Annotated in this window: 31 protein-coding genes; 19 read left to right on the top strand and 12 right to left on the bottom strand. The window is 72.8% G+C overall.

From position 1 onward, the window contains the following. The first annotated feature begins 44 nt into the window (after positions 1-44). Complete coding sequence (locus tag FHU33_RS05095; protein ID WP_142024376.1) at positions 45-1,232, top strand: RtcB family protein; 1,188 nt, start codon at positions 45-47, stop codon at positions 1,230-1,232. Between the two features lie 33 nt (positions 1,233-1,265). On the opposite strand, the gene FHU33_RS05090 is transcribed toward FHU33_RS05095, so the two are convergent. Both FHU33_RS05090 and FHU33_RS05085 read right to left on the bottom strand, forming a co-directional pair. Next, positions 1,266-2,456: an NAD(P)-dependent malic enzyme gene (locus FHU33_RS05090; RefSeq protein ID WP_246063278.1), complete on the bottom strand. Its 1,191-nt coding sequence runs from the start codon at positions 2,454-2,456 to the stop codon at positions 1,266-1,268. 70 nt (positions 2,457-2,526) lie between these two features. Continuing rightward, entirely contained in the window at positions 2,527-2,904 is a 378-nt protein-coding gene (locus FHU33_RS05085; RefSeq protein ID WP_142024374.1) for a S26 family signal peptidase, read from the bottom strand. Between the two features lie 51 nt (positions 2,905-2,955). On the opposite strand from FHU33_RS05085, the gene sodN reads away from it, so the two are divergent. The 5 genes from sodN (at position 2,956) to FHU33_RS05060 (ending at position 6,321) form a co-directional block, all read left to right on the top strand. Beyond that, a complete protein-coding gene (sodN, locus tag FHU33_RS05080) occupies positions 2,956-3,360 on the top strand; it encodes a superoxide dismutase, Ni (protein WP_142024373.1) in 405 nt (134 codons plus the stop codon). 227 nt (positions 3,361-3,587) lie between these two features. After that, on the top strand, positions 3,588-4,232 hold the full coding sequence (locus FHU33_RS05075; protein ID WP_142024372.1) for a phosphatidylserine decarboxylase: 645 nt from the start codon (positions 3,588-3,590) through the stop codon (positions 4,230-4,232). Between the two features lie 12 nt (positions 4,233-4,244). After that, positions 4,245-5,045: a CDP-diacylglycerol--serine O-phosphatidyltransferase gene (pssA, locus tag FHU33_RS05070; protein ID WP_142024371.1), complete on the top strand. Its 801-nt coding sequence runs from the start codon at positions 4,245-4,247 to the stop codon at positions 5,043-5,045. Further along, positions 5,042-5,539 (top strand): GNAT family N-acetyltransferase, encoded by a 498-nt coding sequence (locus FHU33_RS05065; RefSeq protein ID WP_142024370.1) that lies wholly within the window; start codon positions 5,042-5,044, stop codon positions 5,537-5,539. Before pssA ends, FHU33_RS05065 begins: the two co-directional genes overlap by 4 nt. Continuing rightward, positions 5,539-6,321, top strand: a complete 783-nt coding sequence (locus FHU33_RS05060) for an HAD-IIA family hydrolase (protein WP_170182325.1) — start codon at positions 5,539-5,541, stop codon at positions 6,319-6,321. The genes FHU33_RS05065 and FHU33_RS05060 overlap by 1 nt, the downstream gene beginning before the upstream one ends. A gap of 40 nt (positions 6,322-6,361) precedes the next feature. On the opposite strand, the gene FHU33_RS05055 is transcribed toward FHU33_RS05060, so the two are convergent. Then, positions 6,362-6,853: a hypothetical protein gene (locus FHU33_RS05055; protein ID WP_246063277.1), complete on the bottom strand. Its 492-nt coding sequence runs from the start codon at positions 6,851-6,853 to the stop codon at positions 6,362-6,364. 95 nt (positions 6,854-6,948) lie between these two features. Here FHU33_RS05055 and FHU33_RS05050 point away from each other — a divergent pair, with 95 nt between their 5' ends. Both FHU33_RS05050 and FHU33_RS05045 read left to right on the top strand, forming a co-directional pair. Next, the gene (locus FHU33_RS05050; RefSeq protein ID WP_142024369.1) at positions 6,949-7,971 is read left to right on the top strand and encodes a diacylglycerol/lipid kinase family protein; all 1,023 of its coding nucleotides are present in this window, start codon (positions 6,949-6,951) and stop codon (positions 7,969-7,971) included. A 306-nt stretch (positions 7,972-8,277) separates the two neighbouring features. Next, positions 8,278-8,529, top strand: a complete 252-nt coding sequence (locus tag FHU33_RS05045; RefSeq protein ID WP_142024368.1) for a WhiB family transcriptional regulator — start codon at positions 8,278-8,280, stop codon at positions 8,527-8,529. Between the two features lie 112 nt (positions 8,530-8,641). On the opposite strand, the gene FHU33_RS05040 is transcribed toward FHU33_RS05045, so the two are convergent. After that, complete coding sequence (locus tag FHU33_RS05040; protein ID WP_142024367.1) at positions 8,642-10,135, bottom strand: sensor histidine kinase; 1,494 nt, start codon at positions 10,133-10,135, stop codon at positions 8,642-8,644. Between the two features lie 269 nt (positions 10,136-10,404). Here FHU33_RS05040 and FHU33_RS05035 point away from each other — a divergent pair, with 269 nt between their 5' ends. The 4 genes from FHU33_RS05035 (at position 10,405) to FHU33_RS05020 (ending at position 13,652) form a co-directional block, all read left to right on the top strand. After that, positions 10,405-10,974, top strand: coding sequence for a dihydrofolate reductase family protein (locus tag FHU33_RS05035; protein ID WP_142024366.1), 570 nt, complete (start codon positions 10,405-10,407; stop codon positions 10,972-10,974). Between the two features lie 267 nt (positions 10,975-11,241). Then, on the top strand, positions 11,242-11,739 hold the full coding sequence (locus FHU33_RS05030; protein ID WP_142024365.1) for a GNAT family N-acetyltransferase: 498 nt from the start codon (positions 11,242-11,244) through the stop codon (positions 11,737-11,739). Positions 11,740-11,954: 215 nt separating this feature from the next. Next, positions 11,955-13,112: a hypothetical protein gene (locus tag FHU33_RS05025; protein WP_142024364.1), complete on the top strand. Its 1,158-nt coding sequence runs from the start codon at positions 11,955-11,957 to the stop codon at positions 13,110-13,112. Continuing rightward, positions 13,113-13,652, top strand: coding sequence for a hypothetical protein (locus tag FHU33_RS05020; RefSeq protein WP_142024363.1), 540 nt, complete (start codon positions 13,113-13,115; stop codon positions 13,650-13,652). An 11-nt stretch (positions 13,653-13,663) separates the two neighbouring features. Here the strand turns inward: FHU33_RS05020 and FHU33_RS05015 are convergent, their stop codons facing one another. Next, positions 13,664-13,888 (bottom strand): biotin/lipoyl-binding carrier protein, encoded by a 225-nt coding sequence (locus FHU33_RS05015; protein WP_142024362.1) that lies wholly within the window; start codon positions 13,886-13,888, stop codon positions 13,664-13,666. Between the two features lie 55 nt (positions 13,889-13,943). After that, positions 13,944-14,996 carry a biotin carboxylase N-terminal domain-containing protein gene (locus FHU33_RS05010; RefSeq protein WP_142024361.1) on the bottom strand — a complete coding sequence of 351 codons (1,053 nt, stop codon included), beginning with the start codon at positions 14,994-14,996 and terminating at the stop codon, positions 13,944-13,946. Positions 14,997-15,167: 171 nt separating this feature from the next. Between FHU33_RS05010 and FHU33_RS26440 the strand changes: the two genes are divergently transcribed. Then, on the top strand, positions 15,168-15,242 hold the full coding sequence (locus tag FHU33_RS26440; RefSeq protein ID WP_014377707.1) for a 50S ribosomal protein bL37: 75 nt from the start codon (positions 15,168-15,170) through the stop codon (positions 15,240-15,242). Between the two features lie 68 nt (positions 15,243-15,310). Here the strand turns inward: FHU33_RS26440 and rsrA are convergent, their stop codons facing one another. Next, positions 15,311-15,685: a mycothiol system anti-sigma-R factor gene (gene rsrA / locus FHU33_RS05005; protein ID WP_142024360.1), complete on the bottom strand. Its 375-nt coding sequence runs from the start codon at positions 15,683-15,685 to the stop codon at positions 15,311-15,313. After that, the gene (locus FHU33_RS05000) at positions 15,682-16,368 is read right to left on the bottom strand and encodes a sigma-70 family RNA polymerase sigma factor (protein ID WP_142024359.1); all 687 of its coding nucleotides are present in this window, start codon (positions 16,366-16,368) and stop codon (positions 15,682-15,684) included. Before FHU33_RS05000 ends, rsrA begins: the two co-directional genes overlap by 4 nt. Positions 16,369-16,577: 209 nt before the next feature. Between FHU33_RS05000 and ybaK the strand changes: the two genes are divergently transcribed. Then, positions 16,578-17,051 (top strand): Cys-tRNA(Pro) deacylase, encoded by a 474-nt coding sequence (gene ybaK / locus FHU33_RS04995; protein ID WP_142024358.1) that lies wholly within the window; start codon positions 16,578-16,580, stop codon positions 17,049-17,051. 90 nt (positions 17,052-17,141) lie between these two features. Here the strand turns inward: ybaK and FHU33_RS04990 are convergent, their stop codons facing one another. Both FHU33_RS04990 and FHU33_RS04985 read right to left on the bottom strand, forming a co-directional pair. Further along, a complete protein-coding gene (locus FHU33_RS04990) occupies positions 17,142-18,656 on the bottom strand; it encodes a fused MFS/spermidine synthase (protein ID WP_142024357.1) in 1,515 nt (504 codons plus the stop codon). A gap of 2 nt (positions 18,657-18,658) precedes the next feature. Beyond that, a complete protein-coding gene (locus FHU33_RS04985; RefSeq protein ID WP_142024356.1) occupies positions 18,659-19,405 on the bottom strand; it encodes an SOS response-associated peptidase in 747 nt (248 codons plus the stop codon). A gap of 133 nt (positions 19,406-19,538) precedes the next feature. Between FHU33_RS04985 and FHU33_RS04980 the strand changes: the two genes are divergently transcribed. The 3 genes from FHU33_RS04980 to rsgA are packed head-to-tail and all read left to right on the top strand — an operon-like array spanning position 19,539 to position 23,367. Next, a complete protein-coding gene (locus tag FHU33_RS04980) occupies positions 19,539-20,999 on the top strand; it encodes an NAD-dependent succinate-semialdehyde dehydrogenase (RefSeq protein WP_142024355.1) in 1,461 nt (486 codons plus the stop codon). A 48-nt stretch (positions 21,000-21,047) separates the two neighbouring features. Continuing rightward, complete coding sequence (gene aroA, locus FHU33_RS04975; protein ID WP_142024354.1) at positions 21,048-22,340, top strand: 3-phosphoshikimate 1-carboxyvinyltransferase; 1,293 nt, start codon at positions 21,048-21,050, stop codon at positions 22,338-22,340. A gap of 10 nt (positions 22,341-22,350) precedes the next feature. Next, on the top strand, positions 22,351-23,367 hold the full coding sequence (gene rsgA, locus FHU33_RS04970; RefSeq protein ID WP_142024353.1) for a ribosome small subunit-dependent GTPase A: 1,017 nt from the start codon (positions 22,351-22,353) through the stop codon (positions 23,365-23,367). 58 nt (positions 23,368-23,425) lie between these two features. Here rsgA and FHU33_RS04965 read toward each other — a convergent pair whose 3' ends face one another. Both FHU33_RS04965 and FHU33_RS04960 read right to left on the bottom strand, forming a co-directional pair. Further along, complete coding sequence (locus FHU33_RS04965; RefSeq protein WP_142024352.1) at positions 23,426-24,172, bottom strand: hypothetical protein; 747 nt, start codon at positions 24,170-24,172, stop codon at positions 23,426-23,428. A gap of 73 nt (positions 24,173-24,245) precedes the next feature. Further along, a complete protein-coding gene (locus FHU33_RS04960; RefSeq protein ID WP_142024351.1) occupies positions 24,246-24,782 on the bottom strand; it encodes a DUF2087 domain-containing protein in 537 nt (178 codons plus the stop codon). Positions 24,783-24,834: 52 nt separating this feature from the next. Here FHU33_RS04960 and FHU33_RS04955 point away from each other — a divergent pair, with 52 nt between their 5' ends. Next, positions 24,835-25,017 carry a DUF2795 domain-containing protein gene (locus FHU33_RS04955; RefSeq protein ID WP_142024350.1) on the top strand — a complete coding sequence of 61 codons (183 nt, stop codon included), beginning with the start codon at positions 24,835-24,837 and terminating at the stop codon, positions 25,015-25,017. 22 nt (positions 25,018-25,039) lie between these two features. Then, positions 25,040-25,843 (top strand): histidinol-phosphatase, encoded by an 804-nt coding sequence (gene hisN, locus FHU33_RS04950; protein WP_142024349.1) that lies wholly within the window; start codon positions 25,040-25,042, stop codon positions 25,841-25,843. Positions 25,844-25,964: the final 121 nt, after the last annotated feature.

The raw sequence follows: 25,964 nt of genomic DNA, 5'->3' as shown, positions 1-25,964 counted from the left end.
GATTCCGATCGCGGACAACCTCCGCCCGCCGCAGACTCGCAGGTGTGGAACGCCTCTCCGAGAAGCTGCTGAACTGGGCCAGCATCCTCGACGACGAGACCCGCCGGCAGGCCGAGCGCACCGCCACGCTGCCCTTCATCCATCCGCACGTGGCGCTGATGCCGGACGCGCACCTGGGCAAGGGCGCCACCGTCGGGTCGGTGCTGCCGACCAAGGGCGCGATCATCCCGGCGGCCGTCGGCGTCGACATCGGCTGCGGCATGATCGCCGTCCGCTCGCCGTGGACGGCCGACGAGGTGCGGGCGCGCGGCTCTCTCGCACCGCTGCGCGGCGACATCGAGCGGGCGGTGCCCCTGTCGGCCGGGAAGTACAACAGGAAGCTGACCGAGTCGGCCGAGCGCCGGGTCGCCGAACTGCAGGCGACGGCCGACGAGCTGGGGGGCCGGGTTCTCCACTCGGTGACCACCACCGCACCGAACTGGGCGATGCAGCTCGGCAGCCTCGGTTCCGGTAACCACTTCATCGAGGTCACCGCGGACGAGCAGGACCGGGTCTGGCTGTTCCTGCACTCGGGCAGCCGCGGGGTGGGCAACAAGATCGCCCAGAAGCACATCGCGATCGCGCAGGAACGGGCCCGCCGGGAGGGCCTCGATCTGCCCGACCGCGATCTGGCGTGGCTGGACGAGGGGACGCCGGAGTTCGACCGGTACATCGCCGAGCTGCGGTGGGCGCAGCACTTCGCGCTGCTCAACCGCGAGGAGATGATGGACCGCGTCGCCGCGTGCCTGGCCACCCACCTGCGGGCCGACGAGACACCGGAGCTCGAGCGGATCAACGCACACCACAACTTCACCCAGCGGGAGCAGCACTTCGGCAGCGATCTCTGGATTTCCCGGAAGGGCGCCATCCAGGCGAGGAAGGGGCAGGACGGCCTCATCCCCGGCTCCATGGGCACGGCGAGCTACGTGGTCAGCGGACTCGGCAACCCGGACTCGCTCGCGTCCTCCCCGCACGGTGCCGGGCGGATGTTCTCGCGGACGAAGGCCCGCAAGACGTTCACCAGGGCCCAGCTGGAGGAGTCGATGAAGGGCATCGAGTGGCGGCACAGCGACGCCTTCCTCGACGAGATCCCCGCTGCCTACAAGGACGTGGACGTCGTCATGGCCGATGCCGCGGACCTCGTCCAGATCCGGCACACGCTCCGGCAGCTGGTCAACGTGAAGGGCGACTGAGCCCCGGGCACCGCGCCTGCGGTGAGTCGGCGGTCACCGGGTGATGCCCTGTTCCCGTGCGCAGGACGCGACAGCCGCGGCGACGGCCTCGGCCACCCGCCGGTCCAGCGGGCTCGGCACCACGTAGTCCGCCCGCACCTCGTCCCCGACGACATCGGCGATGGCGCCCGCCGCGGCGAGCTTCATCTCCTCGGTGATGGCGGTCGCTCCGGCGTCGATGGCGCCCCGGAAGATCCCGGGGAAGGCCAGCACGTTGTTGATCTGGTTCGCCAGGTCGCTGCGGCCGGTGGCGACGACGGCCGCGTACTTCGCCGCCATCTCCGGGTCCACCTCGGGCGTCGGGTTGGCCAGGGAGAAGACGATGCAGCCGGGGGCCATCGACGCGATCGCCGACTCCGGCACCGTGCCGCCGGACAGGCCCAGGTAGACGTCGGCCCCCTCGAGCGCGGCCACCATGGTCCCGGCGAACCCCGAGCGGTTGGTGTTCTCGACGATCCACCGCTTGACCGGCGTCAGATCCTCCCGGCCGGCGTGCAGGATGCCCCGCGAGTCCGCGACGGCGATGTCGCCGATGCCTGCCTCGAGCAGGATCTTGGTGCAGGCGACTCCCGCGGCGCCGGCCCCCGCGACGACCACGCGCAGGTCGGCGAGCTCGCGCCCGACCACCTTCGCGGCGTTGCGCAGCGCGGCCAGGACGACGATCGCCGTCCCGTGCTGGTCGTCGTGCATGACCGGGATGTCCAGCCGCTCCCGCAGCCGGGCCTCGATCTCGAAGCACCGCGGGGCGCTGATGTCCTCGAGGTTGACGCCCCCGAAGGACGGCGCCATCGCCGCGACGGTCTCGACGATCGTGTCGACGTCGGTGCTGCTCAGCACGATGGGGACGGCGTCGAGCCCGCCGAACTCCTTGAACAGGCACGCCTTGCCCTCCATGACCGGCAGGGAGGCGACCGGACCGATGTCGCCCAGGCCGAGCACCGCCGTGCCGTCGGAGACCACCGCCACCACACGGGGAGCCCAGGTGAACCGCCGGGCCAGGTCCGGCTCGGCGGCGATGGCGCTGGAGACGCGGGCGACCCCGGGTGTGTAGGTGAGGGCGAGGTCGGCGATGGAGTCGATCGACCGGGTCGGCGTCACCGATAGCTTCCCGCCCTCGTGGACGGCGAAGGCCGGGTCGTCGGCGAAGCGGTCGGCCGGCTGATCGCCCATGGTGTCTGCACCCATGGACATCGAGCGTAATCGAAAGGCGGGCGACCCCTCGTCGGTCAGGGCCCTCCATCTCAGGGCCTCCGTCTCAGACCGACGGCGCCGAGGGCAGGCGGCCGGGCCGCGGCCACAGGCGCGCCACGACATGGCCGAGCACGACCGCCGGCCCGAACGCCCGGCTGTCGTCCTCGACGAACTGGTTGTCGCCCTCGACCCAGTGCCCGCCGGGGACCGACCGGCGCACCCGCTTGACGACCAGCAGCTCCGGTCGTGAGGGGAACCGGGCCAGGACGACGGTCCCGTGTGCGACGTCGGCTCGGGGCCGGACGCGGCGGACGAGCAGCCGATCGCCGTGCCGCACCGTCGGGGACATCGACGGGCCGCTCACCCGGACCAGCGCCCAGGGGCTGTCGAGCCCGGGGAGGCAAGCATGGCCCCCGTCTCCCGCACTGTCGCCGTGGACCACCGCGAGTAGGGTCGCAGACGACACAACCCCACGACATCCGGAGGCACATCCATGCGTTTCACCAGCATGTTCTCCACCGTGGAGGCCACCGCTCACTGCGACCTCCCCTGCGGCGTGTACGACCCGGCCCAGGCCCGCATCGAAGCGGAGTCGGTCAAGGCCATCCAGGAGAAGTACCAGGGCAACGAGGACCCGGTCTTCCGCCAGCGCGCCGTGCTGATCAAGGAGCAGCGCGCCGACCTGGTCAAGCACCACCTGTGGGTGCTGTGGACCGACTACTTCAAGCCCCCGCACTTCGAGAAGTACCCGCAGCTGCACGAACTGTTCAACAAGGCCACCAAGCAGGCCGGTGGCGGTGCCGCCAAGAACAGCATGGATCCGGCCGAGGGTCAGAAGCTGCTCGACTACATCGCCGAGATCGACAAGATCTTCTGGGAGACGAAGGCCGCCGCCTGACCCTCCCGCAGCGCCTCGGACGGCGCCGTCCGACATCCGTCGGCCGGCGCCGCCCGTCGTCTCGCAACCACGGGCGGCGGCCTCCGGGACGACGCCACGATGGCCTGCCGCGGTCGTTCCCGAACGGCACCTCCGAGCTCAGCACCGACCCCGACCGCGCCTCGGCGCCCGGTCGACCCCGGACGTCGGGACCGGGCACATACAAGGGCCGGTACCGTTTGCCCACCATGCGCATCGACCGGGCCGGGTGGCCTTTCATCACCGGACCCCTTCTTCCCGCCGCCGCCCTCGGCGCGGCCCGACGCCGCTGGGCCGTATGGCCCTTCCTGGCCCTCTCGGCCTACATGGCCCTGTTCTTCCGTGACCCCGACCGGCGGTGCGACACCGTGCCGCCGGATCCGGACGACGTCCTCTCCCCCGCCGACGGCGTGGTGATGGTCGCCGGGGCGCCTCAGGACGGCGTCGCCCCGGAGGGCGAGTGGCAGCAGGTCAGCGTCTTCCTCTCCGTCGTCGACGTGCACGTGAACCGGTCGCCCTACCGCGGGGAGGTCGTGGAGAGCTCCTACCGCAAGGGCAGCTTCCTGGCGGCCTACCGCAAGGAGTCCGCGCACCGGAACGAGCGCAGCGAGCTGTGGGTGCGGGACGGGGACCGCACGGTCGTCTTCCGGCAGATCGTGGGTGTGCTCGCCCGGCGGATCGTCACCCGCACCGGACCGGGGCAGCGGCTGGCGACCGGGGAACGCATGGGACTGATGAAGTTCGGTTCGCGGATGGACGTCTTCCTCCCGCCGGAGTGCACGGTCACGGTGACGAAGGGGCAGCGGGTGCGGGGCGGCGAGACCGTCATCGCGCGCTGGCCCGCGGCCGGCTGAGAGGGCGAGGCCATGCCACCGACCCGGCGCACCGCCACCGTGGAGTTCGTCCGCGGCTCCGTCCGCGGTACCCGCCGCCGGGCCCTCGCGAGCCTGCCCAGCCTCTTCACCCTCGGCAACATGTTCTGCGGGTTCTTCGCCATCCTGGTGTCGATCCGCGGCCAGTACAGCCTCGCGGCGGTCCTGATCGGGCTGTCGGTCGTCTTCGACATCGCCGACGGCGCCGTCGCCCGGCTGGTCGGCGCCGTCACCCCCTTCGGCCTGCAGTTCGACTCCCTCGCCGACCTGGTGTCCTTCGGTCTGGCGCCGGCCCTGCTGGCCTTCACACTCTTCTCGCAGGGGAAGGACGAGTGGGATCCCCTGGGCTGGGTGGTGTGCTTCGTCTGGGTGGCCTGCGCCGCGATCCGGCTGGCCAGGTTCAACACGACGATCGATCCGACCGCCGACAAGCGGTACTTCATCGGCATGCCGAGCCCCGGCGCCGCCGGCGTCGTCCTCGCCTCGGTGTTCGCCTTCGGTGACGACATGCAGGGCCGTGACCGGCTGTGGGTGCTGCTCATCGTCCTCGTGCCGGCCCTGCTGATGGTCACCAACATCCGGTTCCGCTCCTTCCGTTCGCTGGTCAGTCCCAAGAGCGGGCGGCCGTACGGGCTCATCGCCACCGCGCTGCTGCTGGTGGTCGGATTCGCCCTGTGGCCGGTCGTCACGGGCATGTTCCTGGCCTACGGCTACCTGTTCGCGCCGGTCCTCGTCCCCGTCCTCGCTCCGCTGGGCAGGCTGCTCCCGGGCAAGCTGAAGGAGGCCCTCTCATGAGCGTGCGGCCCATCCGCCCCGACGACGTCCCCGCGGTGGTCGGGCTCGTCCGCGAGCTCGCCGACTACGAGAAGGCGCTGCACGAGGTCCGCCTGACCGAGGAGCAGCTCACCGAGTGCCTCTTCGGCGACTCGCCCGCCCTCTTCGGCCACGTCGCTGTAGCTGACGACGGGGTGACCCTCGGGAACGTCGTCGGGGTCGCCCTGTGGTTCCTGAACTTCTCCACCTGGCGCGGCACCCACGGCGTCTACCTCGAGGACCTCTACGTGCAGCCCGGGCAGCGCGGCCGAGGGCTCGGCAAGGAGCTGCTGCGCACGCTGGCCGCGGTCTGCGTCGAGCGCGGGTACTCGCGGCTGGAGTGGTCGGTGCTCGACTGGAACACCCCGTCGATCGAGTTCTACAAGGCGGCCGGCGCCGTCCCCATGGACGGATGGACCGTCTTCCGTCTCACCGACGAGGCCCTGACCGACTTCGCCGCCGACCGGAGGACCTGATGACCATCGAACGCGCGCCCGCCGAGTGCTGGCTCACCGACATGGACGGCGTGCTCGTCCACGAGGAGAAGGCGCTGCCCGGCGCCGCGGAGTTCCTGGACCAGCTGGTCGCGAAGCAGCGCCGCTTCCTGGTGCTCACCAACAACTCGATCTTCACCCCGCGTGACCTGGCCGCCCGCCTCGCGCGCACCGGCCTGCACGTGCCGGAGGAGTCGATCTGGACCTCCGCCCTGGCGACGGCGGACTTCCTCAAGACGCAGCTCCCGGGTGGCTCCGCCTTCGTGATCGGCGAGGCCGGCCTCACCACCGCACTGCACGAGGTGGGCTACGTCATGACCGACACGGACCCGGACTACGTGGTCCTCGGCGAGACGCGCACCTACTCGTTCGAGGCGATCACCCGGGCCATCCGGCTGGTCGGGCGGGGCGCCCGGTTCATCGCCACCAACCCCGACGTCACCGGCCCGTCGCCCGAGGGGCCGCTGCCCGCGACCGGCTCCGTCGCGGCGATGATCACCCGCGCGACCGGCGCCGAGCCCTACTTCGTCGGCAAACCCAACCCGATGATGTTCCGCAGCGCGATGAACCGGATCGACGCGCACTCGGAATCGACGATCATGATCGGCGACCGGATGGACACCGACGTCGTGGCCGGTATCGAGGCCGGGCTGGAGACGGTGTTGGTGCTGTCGGGCTCCACCGCGGCGGCCGACGTCGCCCGCTTCCCGTTCCGCCCCAGCCGGATCCTCGACTCGATCGCCGACGTCATCGACCTGATCTGACGCGGGCCCTCCAGGGGCCCGCCGCGAGCCTGCGAGGGGCTCAGCGGTCGTCGCGCTCCAGGTAGGCCAGCCGCGCCTCGGGAGTGGCCAGCAGGTAGAGCTCCACGGCGACCAGCACGAGGACGGGCACGCCGATCAGCGGCTGCTCGGCCTCGAAGGCGGTGGTGTAGGCGAGCGCGGCCAGCAGCAGCTGCAGCGCGATCACCGGGCCCCGCGCCCAGCCGGCGACCCGCCAGAGCCCGACCGCGGCCGCCGCGAGCACCGCCGCCCCGCCGGCCACGAGCACGACCTCGGCGACCGCGCGGGACACGCTGGCGGCGTCGCTGGTGAACGTCAGGTAGAGCAGGACGAGAGCACCCAGGGCGATCGCGGCCGCCTCGATGCCGACGACGAGCGCCGCCCAGCGCAGTGCCCGCGGCGCCTCGACCCGGGGGCGCGCCGGCCGCGGCGCCGACGGTTCGGCGGCGGCGCCGAACAACCGGTCCAGCGCGCGACGGGAAGGCCGGCGCGGCAGCCCGCTCGACTCGTCCACGACGGCGAGATTACGCGGCGCGCTCCGCTGCCCCGCGGTTCCCGCCGGCCGGCTCCTCCCCCGGATCCGCGCTGCGCCTGATTAGCCTGGCGTCCATGCGCGCGCTCGTGGTGGTCAACCCGGCGGCGACGACCACCAGCGCCAAGATGCGCGACGTCCTGGTCGGCGCCCTCGCCAGCGAGCTCAAGCTGGACGTCGTCGAGACCTCCCACCGCGGGCACGCCCGCGAACTCGCCCACCAGGCGGTCGCCGAGGGCATGGACCTCGTCGTCTCCGTGGGCGGTGACGGCACGGTCAACGAGGTCGTCAACGGACTGCTCGGCGACGGTCCGGCGCCCCACCTGCCGATGCTCGCCGTCGTGCCGGGCGGCTCGACCAATGTCTTCTCCCGGGCCCTCGGACGCTCCCGCGACCCCGTCGAGGCCACGGCAGAGATCCTGGCCTCGCTGCGCGCCGGACGGACCCGGCTGGTCTCCCTCGGCACCGCCAGCGCCACGGGAACCAGCAGCGCACCGGTGAGCGGCGTCGAGCCGGCCACTGCGTCGGCGGTGGCCACCGCCGACGCCGCCGTGCACGACGAGTGGACCGCGCCCCGCTGGTTCGTCTTCACGGCAGGGTTGGGCTTCGACGCGGAGGTGCTCGCACGGGTCGAGGCCCGCCGGGCGGCCGGCCGCCGCTCCACCGGAGCCCTCTACGTGAAGGAGGCGACCACCGCCTTCCTGCTCGGGCGGGAACGACGTCGTCCGGCCCTGGCGCTGCACCTGCCGGACGAGCCGGACCTGGAGGAACTGTTCCTCTGCCTGGTGTCCAACGTGAGCCCGTGGACATATCTGGGCGGGCGCCCGGTGAACCCGTCGCCGGAGGCGTCCTTCGACACCGGTCTGGACGTCTTCGCCCTGGGCCGGATGGGCCCGCTGCGGATGCTGCACACGCTGCGCCAGGCTCTCGCCCGTGAACCCGACGCGCGCGGCCGCGGCGTGCACCGCCGGCACGACCTGGAGGAGCTCTCCCTGACCGCCGTCCGGCCGCAGGGCTGGCAGGTGGACGGCGATCACCTGGGGACGGCGACCGGGCTGCGGGTGCGCCACGTGCCGGCCGCTCTCCGCGTCGTGGCCTGAGCCCCGGGGCTCCGCTCTCACGCACGCCGACCGGAAGTTGTCAACGCGCCGGACCGGTGTGTGGTTCCGTCGAGTGGCGGTCCTAGCACGCCCGTGGTGAGCTTGCTCACGAGGGGTCGAACGACGGCCTCGATCTGCTTGACAGGCGTCTTTCACGTGAAAACATCGCGTGCAGAACGCAACTTGCCGGTAACAAGGCAGGTAGTCGCTGAGCCACAGCGCTGGGCAACCGGTGTCGGCCCTGCACCGCGGTCCGAGCCGGCGACTGACGCACCAACCGTAGACGACACCGAGGAGTACACCGCCATGGACTGGCGCCACCGCGCGCTCTGCCGGGACGAGGATCCGGAGCTGTTCTTCCCGATCGGGACGGCCGGCCCGGCAGTCGTGCAGATCGAGCAGGCCAAGGCCGTGTGCCGCCGCTGCCCCGTGACGCAGTCGTGCCTGGACTGGGCCCTGCGCTCGGGTCAGGACTCCGGCGTCTGGGGTGGGCTGTCCGAGGACGAGCGACGCGCGCTCAAGCGCCGTCAGGCTCGCACCCGGGTGCACACCGCCTGATCCCGAGCACCACGGGCACCCGGGGCATCCTCCCCGGAGCGCCGGCACGACAGCACGAACAGATCGCCTCGAGGCCGGTCCGGGAATTCTCCCGGGCCGGCCTCGGCGCGTATCAGCGTCGCGGCCGGCCTGCTCCGGGCAGCGCGAGGACCACCTCGGTGCCCCGCTGGCCGGCGGCAGCTCCGCTCGGCGGGCTGGTCATCGACAGCGTGCCGCCCAGCTCGCTGGTGACCAGTGTCCGCACGATCTGCAGTCCCAGCCCGTCGTTGGCAGCCGGGTCGAAACCCTCCGGCAGGCCGGTGCCGTTGTCCCGCACCCGTACCACCAGGTCCTCGTCGTCCCGCTCCGCGACCAGCTCGATGCTGCCCGGCCCCTCGGGAAAGGCGTGCTCGGCGGCGTTGTGCAACAACTCGGTCACCGCCAGGACCAGCGGTGTGGCGGCCGCGGCGGGCAGCTCGCCGAAGGAGCCGGTGCGCCGCGTGCCCGCCGCCGGGCCGATGGAGGTCAGGTCGCCGAGCATGGGCAGCACCTGGTCCAGGACGTCGTCCACGTCGACGACGTCCTCGCGGCTGCCGGCCAGGGTCTCGTGGACGACCGCGATCGAGGCGACCCTCCGGACGGACTCCTCCAGGGCGGCACGCGCGGCCGGCTCGGTCATGCGGCGTGCCTGCAGCCGCAGCAGGGCCGCGACGGTCTGCAGGTTGTTCTTCACCCGGTGGTGGATCTCCCGGATGGTGGCGTCCTTGGTGAGCAGCGCACGGTCCCGGCTGCGGACGTCGGTGACGTCGCGGACGAGGACCAGCGCCCCCTCCTCACCGCCCGGGGCCTGCAGTGGCAGCGCGCGCAGGAGCATCGTGGCCGTGCGGCTCTCGACGTCCATGGGGTCGGGGAACCGGCCCGCGACGGCGGCGGCGATCCCCGCGGCCACGGCCTCGCCGGCCACGCGGTCGGCGCACACGCCTCGGGTGAGGTCGGCCAGGTCGGCGCCGACGACGTCTCCGGACACCCCGATCCGGCGGTAGGCCGACAGCGCGTTGGGACTGGCGTAGGTCGCCCGGCCCGCCCCGTCGAGGCGGACCAGGCCGTCGCCCACGCGGGGGCTCATCTCGGCGTCCTGGAGTTTCTGCGGAGGGAACGTCCCCGCCGACACCATGAGGCAGAGGTCGGCGGCGATGTCGAGGTAGGTGAGCTCCAGGGTGGAGGGCGACCGGGTCACCGCGAGGTTGGTGTCCTTCGCCAGCACCGCCACGGCCACGCCGTCGTGCCGGACCGGGATCACCTCGCGGCGTCGTGGCGTCGCACCGGACCAGTCGGGCTCGCCCTCGGTGAGCGGTCGCCCCTCGCGGTGCGCCGTCCTGAAGGGCTCGGCGAGCTCGCCGGCGACCTCGCTGCCGACCAGGTCCTCCGGTCGGCTCGTGGGCGCGGTCAGCGGGCGGACCTGCGCCACGCACCACCACGCACCGGTGGGCAGGGGAACCCACAGGGTCAGGTCGGCGAACGCGAGATCGGCCAGCAGTTGCCAGTCGGCGACCAGCCGGCGCGCGTGGTCGACCTGCGAGGGGGTCGACGCCGACCCGCGGGTCAGGCGTTCCGAGAGGCTGCTCATGGTGACCGGAGCCTAAGTCTAAGCGGGTGTGCTCATTCCCTAGCGCCTCCGGCCCTGGGAGCCGGGCGCGCTGTCATGCCGAGATGCGGATGTCCTAGCTGTCGCTACTGCCCGGCCGGGTTGTCACGCGTGGACGTGCTGGAGGGGCACTTCCCCGACTGCCCCGATCGGCGGAAAGATCAACCGTGACAGCGCGCGCTGAGGTCTCGCAGACGTCGGCTCGGGGATTGGTCAGACGTGCGGTGATGACTCAGGGATGGGGGTGTGAAATGAACGGCAAGGTTGTCGTGAACCGGTGCATGTCGCTTGACGGCTTCATCGCCGGTCCCGGCCATTCCATGGACTGGGGGGATGATCGCGCTCTCGCCGACTTCGTGGCACCGGACGATGTCGCGGAGATCGCAGCAGCCACCGGTGCCATGCTCGTCGGCCGGCGGACGTGGGAGGTAGGCGACCGGATGGAGGACGAGAAGCCGGGCAGCGTCGACTACCCCTTCTCCGGACCCATGTTCCTCCTCACCCATAGGCCGCTGGTGCCACCGAATCCGAGCGTCACGATCCTCACCGGCGACATCGGCGAAGCGGTCGCCACGGCACTGGACGCTGCCGACGGCAAGAACCTCGAAATCCTCGGCGCCGACGTGGCCGGCCAGTGCCTGCAGCGGGGGCTCGTCGACGAGATCCTGGTGTATGTGCTGCCGGTTCTGCTGGGCGACGGCATCCGCTTCTCGTCCCCGGGCCTTGCGAGGACAGACCTGGAACCGATCAGCAGCACGCGGTCGGGCGACGCCACCATCCTCCGCTTCCGCGTCCGCAAGCAGTCCGACCAGACTGTCTGACAGCGCCGGATCTCGCGCGCCGGGGTCATCCCGGCCGACGCGCTGTAGAGATCACTACACGATGCGCCCAGCCGGCCGTGGGCGACCTCGACGCGCCAGGCGCGCTCGTCGGTCAGGTCACTGGCGTACGACATGCCGTGCACGGTGCCGACCGACCCTGCTACGGCAGTCTCAGCCGAATAGGACACGCCCGGTGAGGCCCTGTCCGGAGGCTCACCCGAGCCTGTGAGGGAGGAGTGGGACAGGGCCTCTTACTACGCTGGGGGTGTGGTCAGCACCCCCGCCCTCCGCATCGACACTGCCTCCCCCGCCGACTACGACCGCATCGCCGACCTGACCGTCCGCACCTACATCGACGGCGGGCTCGCCTCGCCCGGCTATGCCGCCGAGCTCGCCGACGTGGCGGGTCGCGCGCGCAAGGCGGAACTGCTCGTGCTGCGCGGCGAGGGCGACCGGGTCGTCGGCAGCGTCGCGCTCGTGCTGCAGGGTGACTTCGGGGAGGTCACGGAGTCCGACGACGACGCCGGCGTCCGCATGCTTGTCGTCGACCCGTCGGCTCAGGGGCGCGGGCTCGGGAAGATGCTCATGACCGAGTGCCTCGAGCGGTCGCGCGCCGCCGGCAAGCGGCGCATGGTGCTGTCCACCGGCTCGCGGATGACCGCAGCGCAGCGGCTCTACGAGCGGCTCGGCTTCACCCGTGTGCCCGAGCGGGACTGGACACCGGTCCCCGGCGTCGATCTGCTCGTCTACTCGCTGTACCTGTAGCTGCGGCCTTCCCCCGCTGGTCCAGGGACGCCGGCGTCGCCGTGACGACACCGTGACGGTGCGGTGATGAGGCGCCTGTCAGCCTGGCCACAGGCAGACGCGAGCGACGGGAACACTCCTGACGAGGTCCCGCGTCGCATCCGTCGGATCACTGATGGAGCCGGTCTCACCCGGGAGTCGTCCGCCTGACGGTAGTCACGAACAGGGGGACGTCCATGACCGAGACCGACGTGCCGATGCCCGTGGACCTGGCCGGTCCGCTTCCGCCGTGGGCGCTGGAGGAAGTGCTGCTCCGCGAGCGCTTCCGCCGGGACCTCCAGCTGCTGCCCGAGCGCCTGTATCCGTTCTTCCGCCCGTGCCGCAACCGGGTGCTCCTGGTGGCCGACGGAGGACTCGACTTCTCCGAGCAGGACTTCGGCCTCAGCGTGTTCGTGCGTACCCTGCTGAACACTCCCGGGCGCTACGTCCGGCACGAGATCACGCTGGCGCACATCTCCGCGGTCGACCCCACCCGGCTCATGGTCGGGGAGCCTCGCATCGCGCGGCGCATCTCCGGTTTCCGGTTCGACGACGGGGACCACTTCGCCGCGGACCGCTACGACGTCGTGATGCTGTTCGGCATCTCTTCGGCGTACCCCGGACGCGGTCCCGCGGACAGTCTCGCCGAGAGCGAGTTGCGCGCGCTGACGGAGTACATGAACGGCGGCGGCGGACTCTTCGCGACCGGTGACCACGGGGCCCTCGGAAAAGCCCTCTCCTCGGAGGTGCCCCGGGCCCGTGGGATGCGGCTCTGGAACTCCACGTCCGCGCAGGAGGAGTTCGATCGGGTCTCCATGGGCGGTCCCCGCCGCAACGACACGAATCGCGGCGGGTTGTTCAACGACCAGTCCGACGACGTCCCGCAGGTGGTCGCGCCGAGGATGTACACGGCCGGACACTTCTTCCCCCTGACCTTCCCCCACCCACTCCTGTGCGGTCCACGGGGCGTCATCCGGGTGATGCCCGACCACCCGCACGAAGGCGAGTGCGTCGAGCCCGCCGACACCTCGGCCACGCTCCCGACGGGGGACGCCGAGTACCCACCAGCCGTCGACGGCGGTCCGCGCCCTCTGCCGGAGGTCATCTCCACCAACACCGTCCCCGCCGGCAACGTCGCCCGGCTCCCCGGTGGGCAGAAGCGCGCGACATACGCGCAGGCGTTCGGTGGCATCTGTGCCTACGACGGGCATCGCGCCGGGGTCGGCCGGGTCATCACCGATGCGACCTGGCACCACTTCGTCAACATCAATCTCGTCGGCATGGTGTTCCCGGAACTGCCCGAGTTCGACAAGGGCTTCCTGGGCTCGGCGGCCGGCTCGTCCCACCTGGAATAGGTGCGGGCCTACTACCGCAATCTCGCTGTGTGGGGCACCCGGGCCGACCGGATCCGCTGCATGAACAGCCGGCTGGCGCTCGACGTGATCTTCGACGGCAACGTGTTCGAGGCCGTGCTCACCACCTCGAACCCGGATCTCGAAGACATGACGCCGCTGGCGCTCAAGCTGGTCGGAGTGCACGCGCGCGACGCACTGGGCCGCCGAGCGAGCCAGTGCCAGTCCTTCCAGCTCGTCCTCGACCTCGTCCTGCAGCGGGCGATGCCCGACCTCGTCCCCGACGTCGACCCGTGGCGGCCGGGCCGGGAAGAGCGACCGGACAGCAACTGGGTCGACGCGTCCGCACTGCTGGACGTCCTGCTCGGCGGCGCGCTCGTGGCGCTGCGGGCCCACGTCGGTGAGCCGACCCTGGACACGGCGGAACTCGACGACGAGGAGGCCGTCGAGGTGATGGCCCGGGGCGGCGAGCGCGCAGCCGAGCTGGCGCTTCGTTCGCTCGGGGAGGAGCTGGAGGAGGCGCGTCAGCGACTGCAGCGCTAGCTGCTCCGCACTCAGCCGTGCGTGACGGTGGCGATCAGGTCGCCCTCCTGGAGCACCTCACCCTCGACGACGTGCATCTCGTGCACGACGCCGGACCGCTCGGTGAGGACGGGGATCTCCATCTTCATCGACTCGAGGATCACCAGCGTGTCCCCCGCAGCGACCGGCGCACCGGGCTGCACGAGGACCTTCCAGACGCTGGAGACCATCTCCGCGTGGATCTCCTCGACCGCCACCGTGCCTCCTCGTGAGCGTGCACCGTTCCAGGCGCAGTCATCCAAGCACGGGCGATCACGGCGTGGAGACGCTGCTCCCGGCGGCCAGCCGCGCCAGGACCGCCGAGACCTCGGTCCCGTCGTGCGGCACGCCTGCCTCGGTCAGCTCCCCGAGGACGTCCGAGACGATGCTCGCCGCGGACCGCGTGTCGGGGCCGGCCGCGCTCACCGTGGCCAGCAGCGCGTCGTACCAGCCGTCCAGCCGGTCCCCGGGGTCGTAACCGCTGACGGCCACCAGCTCCACGTCGGTCGCTGGTGTGCCGCCGTCGCTCCCCGGCAGCTTCCCGGTCACCCGGCCGGCCGTTCCAGGAGGCAGCGTCGACCTCAGCTGGGCCGCCACCGCCGCCCGAACGCCGCGCCCCGCCGGCACCTGCGTGTGGCCGCCGTCGGCGCTGCGCAGGGCCAGCTCCACGGCATCCACGCCGTGCGCGCGCTCCAGGACGGCGATGTCGAGCGAGAAGCCGGCCGCGACCTCGGCGAGGTCGCCGTCCGGCGCGATCCCGACCGTCACCAGCCCGCGCCATCCCACGTCCGCCAGCCGCTGCGCGGCCGGCGGCAGCGCGAGGGAGCCGTCGGCCGCCCACTCCTCGGGCGTCCACGACACCCGGGCGATGCCGGCGGCGCGGTCGCGGGCGACGGGCGTGACGAAGCGCAGCCCGTCGGCGGTCACCCACGCCAGCAGGCCGCGCTCGCTGGCCGGCTCCACCCCGTCGCCACCGAGACGCTCGAGCACCTCGGCGTCGGGGCCGACCCAGATCAGCCCCGCTGCGGCCACCTCCGCGGCCAGACGGGCGTTGCCGGCGAGCGCCGGGTGCACGGGGAGGACGGCCTTCACGCCACTGCGGCGCGCGGCCTCGACGATGCGCTCGACCGCCAGGTAGGACTCGCTGGCGGGAGCCGGGCCGAGGAGCACGGCGTCGTCGGCCAGCCGGACGTGCCGCGCCGAGCGCTCGGACTCCGAGTGCACCGCCACGGCCTTCACCCCGAGCCGGGTGCAGGCGGTCACGACGGCGCAGGCGGCCGGCCCACGGCCGGCCACGAGCGCGCTCTCGATCCCCAGCTGTGCCACCAGTGCTCCCTCCGCATTCCCCGCCCGGCATGCGACCGGAGCGCCCCGTGAGAGGCTTGCAGCGTCAGCTTGGCGGTTCCGGCGGCGCCGCGCACGATACGTGCCCCGGCGTCCCGGCCCGCGAGAACGCGGGGTCTGCGGGCCCACACCGGCAGCGAGAGGAGGGCAGCGATGTCCAAGCGCGGACGCAAGCGTCGCTCCCGCAAGGGAAACAAGGCCAACCACGGCAAGCGGCCCAACGCCTGAAACACGGCTGGAGCGCGACAGCGCCCCGTCCCCGCAGCTGCGGGAACGGGGCGCTCGTCGTCGTGGGGTCAGGCGGAGGCGGGCCGGTCCACCGTGTGTTCGGTGCTGATCCGCTCGACGGTGATCTGCGTGCCGTCCTCCTCGAAGGAGACGGTGGTCAGCTGGATCTTGATGCGTTCGCGCAGGCCGGAGGGCGGGGCGTCGCCGCCGCAGCGCCGCCGGACCAGCGCCTTGAACTCCTGCTCGATGCCGAACTCGCGCAGGCAGGAGGAACAGTCCTCGAGGTGCTCGGCGATCAGCGCGCGCCGCTCGTCACCGGTCTCGTGGTCGAGGAACTCGAACACGTGCGACAGGACGTCGTCACAGGAGTGGATCTCGATCGGCTCGCCATGTCCTTCATCGGAGGGGCCCTTCCCGGCGCGACCATGGACGTCGTCGGTCATGACTGGCTCGCCTCCTCACCGGCTCCGGCACGGACGAAACCGCGCTCGCGGGCGTAGTCGGCCAGCAGCTTCTGCAGCCCCCGGCGGCCACGGTGCAGCCGCGACATCACCGTGCCGATGGGCGTCCCCATGATCTCGGCGATCTCCTTGTAGGCGAAGCCCTCGACGTCGGCGAGGTACACCGCCAGCCGGAAGTCCTCCGGGAGCTGCTGCAGCGCTTCCTTGATGTCGGTGTCGGGCAGGTGGTCCAGGGCCTCGATCTCGGCCGACCGCAGCCCGCTGGAGGTGTGCTCCTCGGCCGCGTAGAGCTGCCAGTCCTGCACCTGCTCCGTGGGGTACTGCTGCGGCTGCCGCTGCTTCTTCCGGTAGCTGTTGATGTAGGTGTTGGTCAGGATCCGGTACAGCCACGCCTTGAGGTTCGTGCCCTCGGCGAACTGGTGGAAGGCCGAGTACGCCTTCACGAAGGTCTCCTGGACCAGGTCCTCGGCGTCGGCAGGGTTGCGGGTCATCCGCAACGCCGCCGGGTAGAGCTGGTCGAGGAACGGCAGCGCGTCGCGCTCGAAACGGGCGTCCCGCTCGGCACGGGTCTCGGCCGCCTCGGCCCGGCTGCCGTCCGCCCGCGCCTCGGGCGTCTCCACCGGAACCGTTGCCTCGGGGGTCTGATCTGCGGTCTGCTCAGGCACCGACCGTCCTCTCTGGGGCCCCCGGATGCGGGGCGCCGCATCGGTCGATCCTAGCCGCGCGGCATCGGGACGGCCCGGGGGCCGCCGGCGCGCGGGCCGTGGGCGGGTGCTGGAGACGGTGCTGCTCACGGCCGGTGCAACCGAGCGGTGCTCATGCCGATTCCCTCTCCGGCGCACGACCGGCAGGACGCTCGCTACGCTCCGGCGCCGTGGCGGCGACTCCGGCGGTACGGGTTCTCGAGCGGGACCGCGTGACGCACACCCTGCACCCCTACGACCCGGAGCACCCCTCCGACCAGGGCCACGGCGAGGCCGCGGTCGCCGCGCTCGGGGCCGATCCGCGGCAGGTCTTCAAGACCCTCGTGGCACGAGTGGACGGCGCGCTCACCGTCGCCGTCGTCCCGGTGGCCGGCACCCTCGACCTCAAGGCGCTGGCCGCGGCCTCGGGCGGTCGCAAGGCGGTCATGGCCGACCCCGCCGACGCCGAACGGGCCACCGGCTACGTGCTGGGCGGCATCAGCCCGCTGGGCCAGAAGAAGGCCCTCCCGACCGTGGTCGACTCCTCGGCGCTCGGCTTCGGCACCGTCATGGTGAGCGCCGGGCGCCGCGGCCTCCAGGTGGAGCTCCCGCCCGCCGACCTGGTACGGCTGACGCGGGCCACCACGGCCGTGATCGGCCGCTGACGCGCCCCCTCGAGCATCGGACGATGTGCGCTGACGCCCACGTCCGGGCCCTGGAAGTGGGCTTCTGCGCACACTTCGTCGGGCGATGACTCAGCCGTAGGGGGTCAACAGTTGGTCGACCGGGGCGAAGTCGTCGGTGAGCACCTCGGCGTCCCCCACGAAGCGGTCCAGCTCGGACCCGTGCGCGACCTGCCACACGAGATCCCGGTCGGTCAGCCGCGCGGCGATCTCCTCGGTGGGGATGGGCGAGCGGGAGGCGACGGCGACGAGGTTCCCGCCGTCCTCCCCGGCCAGCACCGGGATGCGGGCGAGCAACGCGACGTGCGGGAACACCGATCGCAGCGTGGCCAGCTCCGCGCGGACGAATTGCAGCGGCGGGTGGTCGATGAGGTTGAGCGCGTAGACGCCGTCGTCGGCCAGCGCCCGGTCGACCAGCTCGACCGCTTCGCGGGTGGTGAGCTGCCAGGGCACCGACAGGCCACCGAACGCGTCGCCGACGACGAGGTCGCGCTGCCCCGGGGCCTCCTCGGCGAGCGCCACCCGGCCGTCGGCCACCCGCACCCGCAGCTGCTCGGAGGTCTCCAGCGCCAGCTGCTCCCGGTCGATGTCCACGACCCCGGGGTCCACCTCCACGACCAGGCTCTCCGTGCCGGGCCGCGCGTGCGCCAGGTAGCGCGGCAGCGTCAGGCCGCCGCCGCCGATGTGCAGCGCCGACAACGGCTCGCCGGCCGGGGCGAGCACGTCGGTGACCGCCGCGATCGCCCGGACGTACTCGAACTCGAGATGGGTCGGGTCGGCGAGGTCGACGTAGGAGTGGCGGAGGGTGTCCAGCAGCAGCGCCCGCCCGGTGTCCCGCTCGGGGTCGGCGACGACGCGCGCGCAGTGGTACGCGGTCTCCTCCTCGCACGGCGTCGGCGCGACCGCGGCCAGGCCGAGGCCGGCCACCGCGAGGACCAGCAGCGCCGGCGGCACGCGACCGGCCGCCGGCGTGCGGCGGTGGATCAGGACGCCGAGGGCGACTCCGACCGCGGCGGTCACCGCACCGGTGCCCACGAGGATCACGCTGCTGGGGAGGACCGCGATGAGCAGGAAGCCGGTGGCGAAGGTGGCCGCGATCGCGCCCAGCGTCCCGATGCCCGACAGGCGGCCCACGACCGACCCGGTCTCCGCCAGACTCGCCAGCTGCAGCTTGACCACCATCGGCGGCACCGCGGACAGCAACGCCGCGGGGACCACGACGGCGACCGCGGCCAGCAGCAGCACGCCCCCCGCGTCGGCGCCGGTGAGCAGGGCACCGGTGAACCGCACCAGCGGAAGGACGGCGGCCACGAGCGCACCGCCGGCGACCATCAGCGGCGCCAGCAGCCGGCGCGGGTCGGTCCGGTCCGCCGTCGCTCCCCCGGTCCACGCCCCGATGGCGATGGCGGCCAGCGCGAACCCGATGACCGCGGTGCTGGTCTGCAGCGTGACGCCGACGTAGGGCGCGATCAGCCGCAGCCCGACGATCTCCAGCACCAGCACCGCGCCGGAGGAGAGGAAGGTGACGGCGGCCGCGACCCAGCGCGGCAGGGGTTCCGAGGGTGGCGGAGGAGCGGGGCTGCTCACCGTCAGAACAGCGCGGGCTGCTCGGCGGGCGGACTGACCGACTCCGCGCGGGCCACGAGCTCGCGGCCGTTGTTGGCCACGCTGTTCACCGCGGTGCTCACCGGGCGCAGCTCCAGTGCCTCGACCAGCTCGAGGGGCGTCGGCTCGACCAGCTCGCCGACGTCGTCCCGCGCCGGATCCAGCCAGGCGCTCCAGCGGTCGGGCGGCAGGACCAGCGGCATGCGCTCGTGGATCTCGGTCAGCTCGCCGACCGCGGGGGTGGTGATGACCGTGCAGGTGTACAGCCGGTCCTGGCCGCGGCCCCAGACCTCCCAGAGCCCGGCGAAGGCGAGCACCGAGCCGTCGCGCGGGGTGAGGAAGTAGGGCTGCTTGGTCGGTGAGTCCAGCCGCTTGGCCCACTCGTACCAGCCGTCGGCCGGCACGAGGCACCGGCGCGAGGCTGCGGCCTTGCGGAAGGCCGGCTTCTCCGTCAGGGACTCGACGCGGGCGTTGAGCAGCCGGTTGCCGACCGACGCGTCCTTGGCCCAGGACGGGACCAGCCCCCAGCGCACGGCCCGCAGCTCGCGGTGCCCGCCGCCCGTCGGCGCGCCTTCGGCGTCGCGCTCCTTCTTGTGCCGGACGACGTACACGTCCTTGGTCGGGGCGACGTTGTAGTCGGCGGGCAGCGGCTCCTGCCCGTCGGCACGCACCGCCTCGAACTCGACGACGAGGTCGTCGGGGTTGCGGCTGGCCGCGTAGCGACCGCACATCGGCGCTTCCTCCCTGCTCCGGCTCTTCCCCCGACTCTAGGTGCGGCCTGCGACGACCCGCCGTGCGTGCGCCAGGGGCGCCGGGGTACACCTCGTGTCGGACGATGTCCCCCAGGAGACGAGGATCACCCGCGTGACCGCGACGCAGACCCCCCCGACCGACCACCCGAAGACCGCCAGCGACGCCGGCGCCCGGCCGTACGCGACGGTGAACCCCTACACCGGGGAGACGGAGCAGGAGTTCCCCTTCCTCGACACCGGCGAGATCGACGGCGTCGTCGAACGGGCGCACGCCGCCTACCAGGAGTGGCGCCGCCGCCCCGTCGAGGAGCGCGCGGCCGTCGTCGCCCGGGCCGCCGAGCTGATCGACGAGCGCCGGGACGAGCTCGCCGGTCTGATCACGAAAGAGATGGGCAAGCGCCGCGAGGAGGCAACGGGCGAGCTCTACCTGTGCTCGATGATCCTCAAGTACTACGCCGAGAAGGGCCCGGGCTTCCTCGAGCCCAAGCCGATCGACGTGATGATGGGCAAGGGCGACGCCGTCGTCGAGACCGACCCGGTCGGCGTCCTGCTCGCCATCGAGCCCTGGAACTACCCCTTCTACCAGGTGGTCCGGGTCGCCGGCCCGAACCTGGTGCTGGGCAACACGATCATCCTCAAGCACGCGGAGAACGTGCCGCAGTGCGCACTGGCCATCGAGCAGCTGTTCACCGACGCCGGCGCGCCGGAGGGGGTGTTCACCAACGTCTTCCTGCAGATCCCGGACACGGAGAAGGTCATCGCCGACCGCCGCGTCCAGGGCGTCACCCTGACCGGCAGCGAGCGGGCCGGTGCGAGCGTCGCCGAGATCGCCGGCCGGCACCTGAAGAAGTCGGTGCTGGAGCTGGGCGGCAGCGACCCGTTCATCGTGCTCGACGCCGACGACCTGGGCTCGACCGTCAAGGCGGCCACCATGGGCCGGATGCAGAACACCGGCCAGGCGTGCACCGCCGCGAAGCGGTTCATCGTGACCGAGGAGCTGTACGACGACTTCGTCGGCGGACTGCAGCAGGCGTTCGCCACCTTCTCCCCCGGCGACCCGGCCGATCCGTCGACCACCCTGGCGCCGCTGTCCTCCGAGCGCGCCGCCGAGGACCTGCACGCGCAGATCCAGGACGCGATCGACAAGGGCGCCACGGTCGTGGCCGGCGGCAAGCGCCCCGACCTGCCCGGCGCGTTCGTCGAGGCCACGATCCTCACCGACGTGACCCCCGAGATGCGGGCCTTCCGGGAGGAGCTGTTCGGCCCGGCGGCCGTCGTCTACAAGGTCAAGGACGAGGACGAGGCGATCGAGCTGGCCAACGACAGCGACTTCGGGCTGGGCGCGACCGTCTTCTCCGGCGACCTGGACCGCGCGCGGTCGGTGGCCGACCGGCTCGAGGCCGGCATGGTGTGGATCAACCAGCCCACCGGCTCGTCCCCGGAGCTGCCCTTCGGCGGCGTCAAGCGCTCCGGCTACGGCCGGGAGCTGTCCGAGCTCGGCATGTTCGAATTCGCCAACCGGCGCCTGGTCCGCACCGTGCCGGCGAAGAAGGCCAAGCCTGCGGGCGCCTGACGGACGGTTGACGGCGGTGCGGCGCGTCCGACCGGGCAGGATGTAGGCATGCCCCCGGTCTGGACGACGCCGCACCGCACGGCGCCCGTCGATGCCGTCGTCGCCCTGCCCGGCTCCAAGTCGATCACCGCACGGGCGCTGATCCTGGCGGCGATCGCGGACGGACCCAGCCGGCTGGTCCGGCCGCTGCGCGCGCGGGACACCGACCTGATGGCGGATGCCCTCCGGGCGCTCGGGGTGCGGATCGACGACCATGGCTCGCCCACCCACCCGGACCAGCTGGTCACCCCGGGCCCGCTCACCGGGCCGGCCGAGGTCGACGCCGGACTCGCCGGCACGGTGCTCCGGTTCCTGCCGCCGGTCGCCGCACTGGCCGCCGGTCCGGTCCGCCTGGACGGCGACGCCCGCCTGCGCGACCGTCCCAACGCGGGTCTGCTGGCCGCGCTGCGCGCGCTCGGCGTCGAGGTGGACGACGGCGGTCGTGGCCGCGCACCGTTCACCGTGCACGGGATCGGGCGGGTGCGTGGTGGGGCGGTCGTCGTCGACGCCGGCGAGTCCTCGCAGATCGTCTCCGGCCTGCTGCTCGCCGCCGCGCGGTTCGACGACGGCATCGACCTCGCCCTCACCGGCGGGGTGCCCTCGATGCCGCACGTGGACATGACCGTGACGACGCTGCGCGCGCACGGGGTGGACGTCGTCGCCACCGAGCGCGGCTGGCGGGTCGCTCCCGGGCCGGTCGCCGCGCGGGACGTCGTCATCGAGCCCGACCTCTCCAACGCCGCCCCCTTCCTCGCCGCCGCCCTGGTCACCGGCGGTCGGGTGACCGTCCGCGACTGGCCGGAGGCGACCACCCAGCCCGGCGCCCAGCTCGACCGGCTGCTGGCCCGGATGGGGGCGGAGGTCACCCGCACTGCCGAGGGCCTCCAGGTCACCGGCGGGCACACCATCCGCCCGCTGGTCGCCGACCTCGGCGAGGTGGGTGAGTTGACGCCGGTGCTCGCGGCCCTCTGCGCGCTCGCGGACGGCCCCTCCCGGCTCACCGGCATCGGCCACCTGCGGGGCCACGAGACCGACCGGCTGCAGGCCCTGGACGAGGTGCTGACCGCGGTGGGCGCCCGGATCGAGCAGCTTTCCGACGGCCTGGCGATCGAGCCCGGCCCCCGGCGGCCGGCGGAGCTGGACTCCTACGCCGACCACCGCATGGTCATGGCGGCCGCGGTGCTCGGACTGGCCATCGACGGCGTGCGGGTCGCCGACCCCGGCGCGGTCACCAAGACGCTGCCCGACTTCACCGAGCGTTGGGCGGGTCTGCTGGGCGAGCCGGCCGGAGCGCACCCCTGAGCGGCCGGTCATGAGCGGGCGACGCCACGACAGCCGCTCGGACGAGGACGACATCCGGGTCCGGCCCAGCCGACGTGGTTCCCGTCCCCGCACCCGTACCCGGCCGACGCACGCCGACGCCGTCCCAGGGCTCGTCGTCGCCGTGGACCGCGGCCGGATGACCGTCCGGGTCGACGGGCCCGACGGCGCCGTCGACGTGACCACCATGCGCGCCCGCGAGCTGGGCAAGCACGGCGTCGTCGTCGGCGACCGCGTGCGGGTGGTCGGCGACACCAGCGGCCGCACCGACAGCCTGGCCCGCATCGTGGCCATCGAGGAACGGGCCACGTCCCTGCGGCGCACCGCCGACGACACCGATCCCACGGAACGGGTGGTGGTGGCCAACGCGGACCTGCTGGTCGTCGTCACCGCCGTCGTCGACCCCGAGCCGGCGCTGGGCTTCCTCGACCGGTGCCTGGTCGCCGCCTATGCCGGTGGTCTCGAGCCCCTGCTGTGCCTGACCAAGACCGACCTGGGCAGCCCGCAGCCGCTGCTCGACCGGTACGCCGGCCTCGGGCTCGACGCGGTGGCGATCTCCCGCGAGGTGTCGCTGGAACCCCTGCTCGACCGGATCACCGACCGGATGAGCGTGTTCGTCGGGCAGTCCGGTGTCGGCAAGTCGACATTGGTCAACCGACTCGTCCCCGATGCCCTCCGGGCCACCGGTGACGTGAGCAAGATCGGCAAGGGGCGGCACACGTCGTCCTCGGCGGTGCTGTTCGACCTGCCCGACGGCGGCACCGTCATCGACACCCCGGGCATCCGGTCGTTCGGCCTGGCGCACGTCACCGCCGACGACGTCCTGGCGTCCTTCGACGAGATCGCCGAGGCGGCGGTGGATTGCCCGCCGGGCTGCGGGCACACGGCCGACGATCCCGGCTGCGCTCTCGACGCGTGGGCCGCGGCCGGCCCCCCGGCCCGCCAGGATCAGCTGGCCGCCCTGCGCGTGCTGCTCGGCGCCGTCGGGCAGGTCGGCCCCGGCTGGTAAGGACCCCCTCGCCCCCCGCCACTCACACGCTCGCGGCGAGATCCTGCGAGGGGGCCGGTCAGCGGAAGGGCGACCACCCCGACCGCCGGCGGAACGGCCGGCGGGGCGGCACGGAGAACAGCCCGTCGTCCATCGGCTCGTCGACCGCCTCGATGCGGACGTCGTGCCCCTTGCCGGGGGTGAGCCCGCCGATCTGCTCGGTCAGCACGCAGACGCCGGTGCCGACGTCCAGCCGCACCCGGTACGCGTCCGGGTATGCCGCCAGCACGTGCTCCGGGTGGTCCCGGTACTCGACCAGGTCGACCGCGCGGCAGCGCAGCAGGGAGCAGCAGCCGCAGCGCGGCTCGTAGGCGGCGGTCGGGCGGACGGCGGCCTCCCACGCCGGCCGCCCGCCGTGCTCCACCTCGGCCACGGACTCCACGTCGGCGCCCGGCACGGTGCGGTCGGTGTCGGGGTCCATCCCGTCGGCGAGCTCCGCCGGGTCGAGCATCGCCACCCAGTGGTAGTTCTGGTACATCGGGGCGTCGGTGCCGGAGGCCCACGGCGCGGGACGGCTCGCGACGAGCCCGTCGGGACGCAGGACCGGCACCACCCGATTCCCGTCCGGGGCGTCGCGCACCACCTGGAGCAGCGCGCCGTCCAGCTCCTCCACCCGCAGCAGGTCGGGCCGCCGCAGCCAGGCCCGCACCGCACCGGTCGTCCACCGATCCTCCGCCCAGGACACGGTGAATCGCAGGGTCGACCAGCGCCACGGCGACGAGCGCGCCAGGGCGGCGAAGGTGTCGGCGGACGGGGTCGGGACCACCCCGGCAGTGTGCGGACGCCGGCGCCGGTCGTCGAACGGATTCGTCGACAGGTCGCCAAGTCGAGAAACCGACTCAGACCTCGACGTAACCGCCGCTGCGCCAGTAGACGCCTGCCTCCCGGGACAGCAGCCCCTCGTCCACCAGATAGCGGCGCAGCGCCGCCACGTCGGCGTGCCAGACGCCGAGCAGCGCGTTGACCTCGCGCTCGGGGTACCGGACGCCGGGCTCGAAGACCCGGACCAGGTGCTCCAGGACCACCCGGCGCTTGCTGTGCTGGGCCGGGATCGAGACCAGCCGGCCGTCCCGGACGAAGGTGGTCAGCACGGCGTTCTCCGCCGGGTCGTCGGACAGCGCCTCCGGGGCCGGGGCCGACTCGGCGGCGGCCCGGGCCGCCGCCCCGAAGCGCTCGGTGCGCAACGCGAGGACGTGCCCGTCCCGGTGGACGAGCCCGGCGCGGGCCAGCCGGCGGGCGGCCAGGGCGACGTCCTTGAGCGGAAGCCCCGAGGCCGCCGACACCTCCTCGATCGTCCCGGCGCCGAGCGCCAGCGCGGCGACCACCTTCAGCCGGGCCGGATCGGCGAGCAGCCCGGCGATCGTCGCGGCGTCCACTCCTCGACGGTATCGACGCATTGGTCGACTTCACCCGGGTAGGGGCAGAGGCATGGTGAGCCCCATCGACATCCAGAAGGCCCTGTCCGGCATGGACTACCCGGCGAGCAAGGACGACATCGTCCGGCATGCCGAGCAGCAGGGTGGTGACGACGACGTGATCGAGGCCCTCAAGAAGATCGAGGACCGGGAGTACGAGGGGCCGAGCGGGGTCAGTTCAGCGGTCTTCGACTGAGACCCCGCTAGGTTCGGTGCCCATGACATCGGGCCGGGGATTCTCCGAGGACATGCGGCTGGCACACGTGCTGGCCGATCAAGCCGACTCGATCAGCCTGGACCGGTTCAGGGCCCAGGACCTGACGGTGGACACCAAGCCGGACCTGACGCCGGTCACCGACGCCGACCGGGCGGTCGAGGAGATGCTCCGGATCACCCTGAGCCGCGCCCGCACCCGGGACGCGGTCATGGGCGAAGAGTTCGGCACGACCGGGCACGGCCCGCGCCGCTGGGTGCTCGATCCCATCGACGGCACGAAGAACTTCGTCCGCGGCGTGCCGGTGTGGGCCACGCTCATCGCCCTCTTCGACGGCGAGGAACCCGTCGTGGGGCTGGTGTCCGCGCCGGCCCTCAACCGCCGCTGGTGGGCGGCCAAGGACGTCGGCGCGTGGACCGGCCGGCGTCTGGAGTCCGCCACCCGCTGCCGGGTCTCGGAGGTCACCGACCTCGGCGACGCGAGCCTGTCCTACTCCAGCCTGTCCGGCTGGGAGGAGCGCGGCGTCCTGGACGGCTTCCTCGACCTGACCCGCTCGGTCTGGCGCACGCGCGCCTACGGCGACTTCTGGAGCTACTGCCTGCTGGCCGAGGGCGCGGTCGACATCGCGTGCGAGCCCGAGGTGTCGGTCTGGGATCTCGCCGCCCTCGACGTCATCGTGCGGGAGGCCGGGGGCCGGTTCACCGATCTGACCGGCGCCCCGGGTCCGGCCGGCGGCCATGCCATCGCCACGAACGGAGCGCTGCACGACGCGGCCCTCGCGCACGTGCGGCTGCCCGACCCCGCCTGATCCGGCGGGGTTGGACGGTCGGGCCGGCGCCCGTTCCCCTGCCTCCGCGACCGCCACCCTGGATGCGGCGGCGCACGTCGTCGATCGTCGCCCGGGTCTTCCGGTCCTCGGCCAGCTGTTG

It is taken from the genome of Blastococcus colisei, assembly GCF_006717095.1.
GTDB lineage: Bacteria > Actinomycetota > Actinomycetes > Mycobacteriales > Geodermatophilaceae > Blastococcus_B > Blastococcus_B colisei.
Note: the sequence above shows the minus strand (reverse complement) of the source record. Positions and strands in the feature narration are given on the sequence as shown.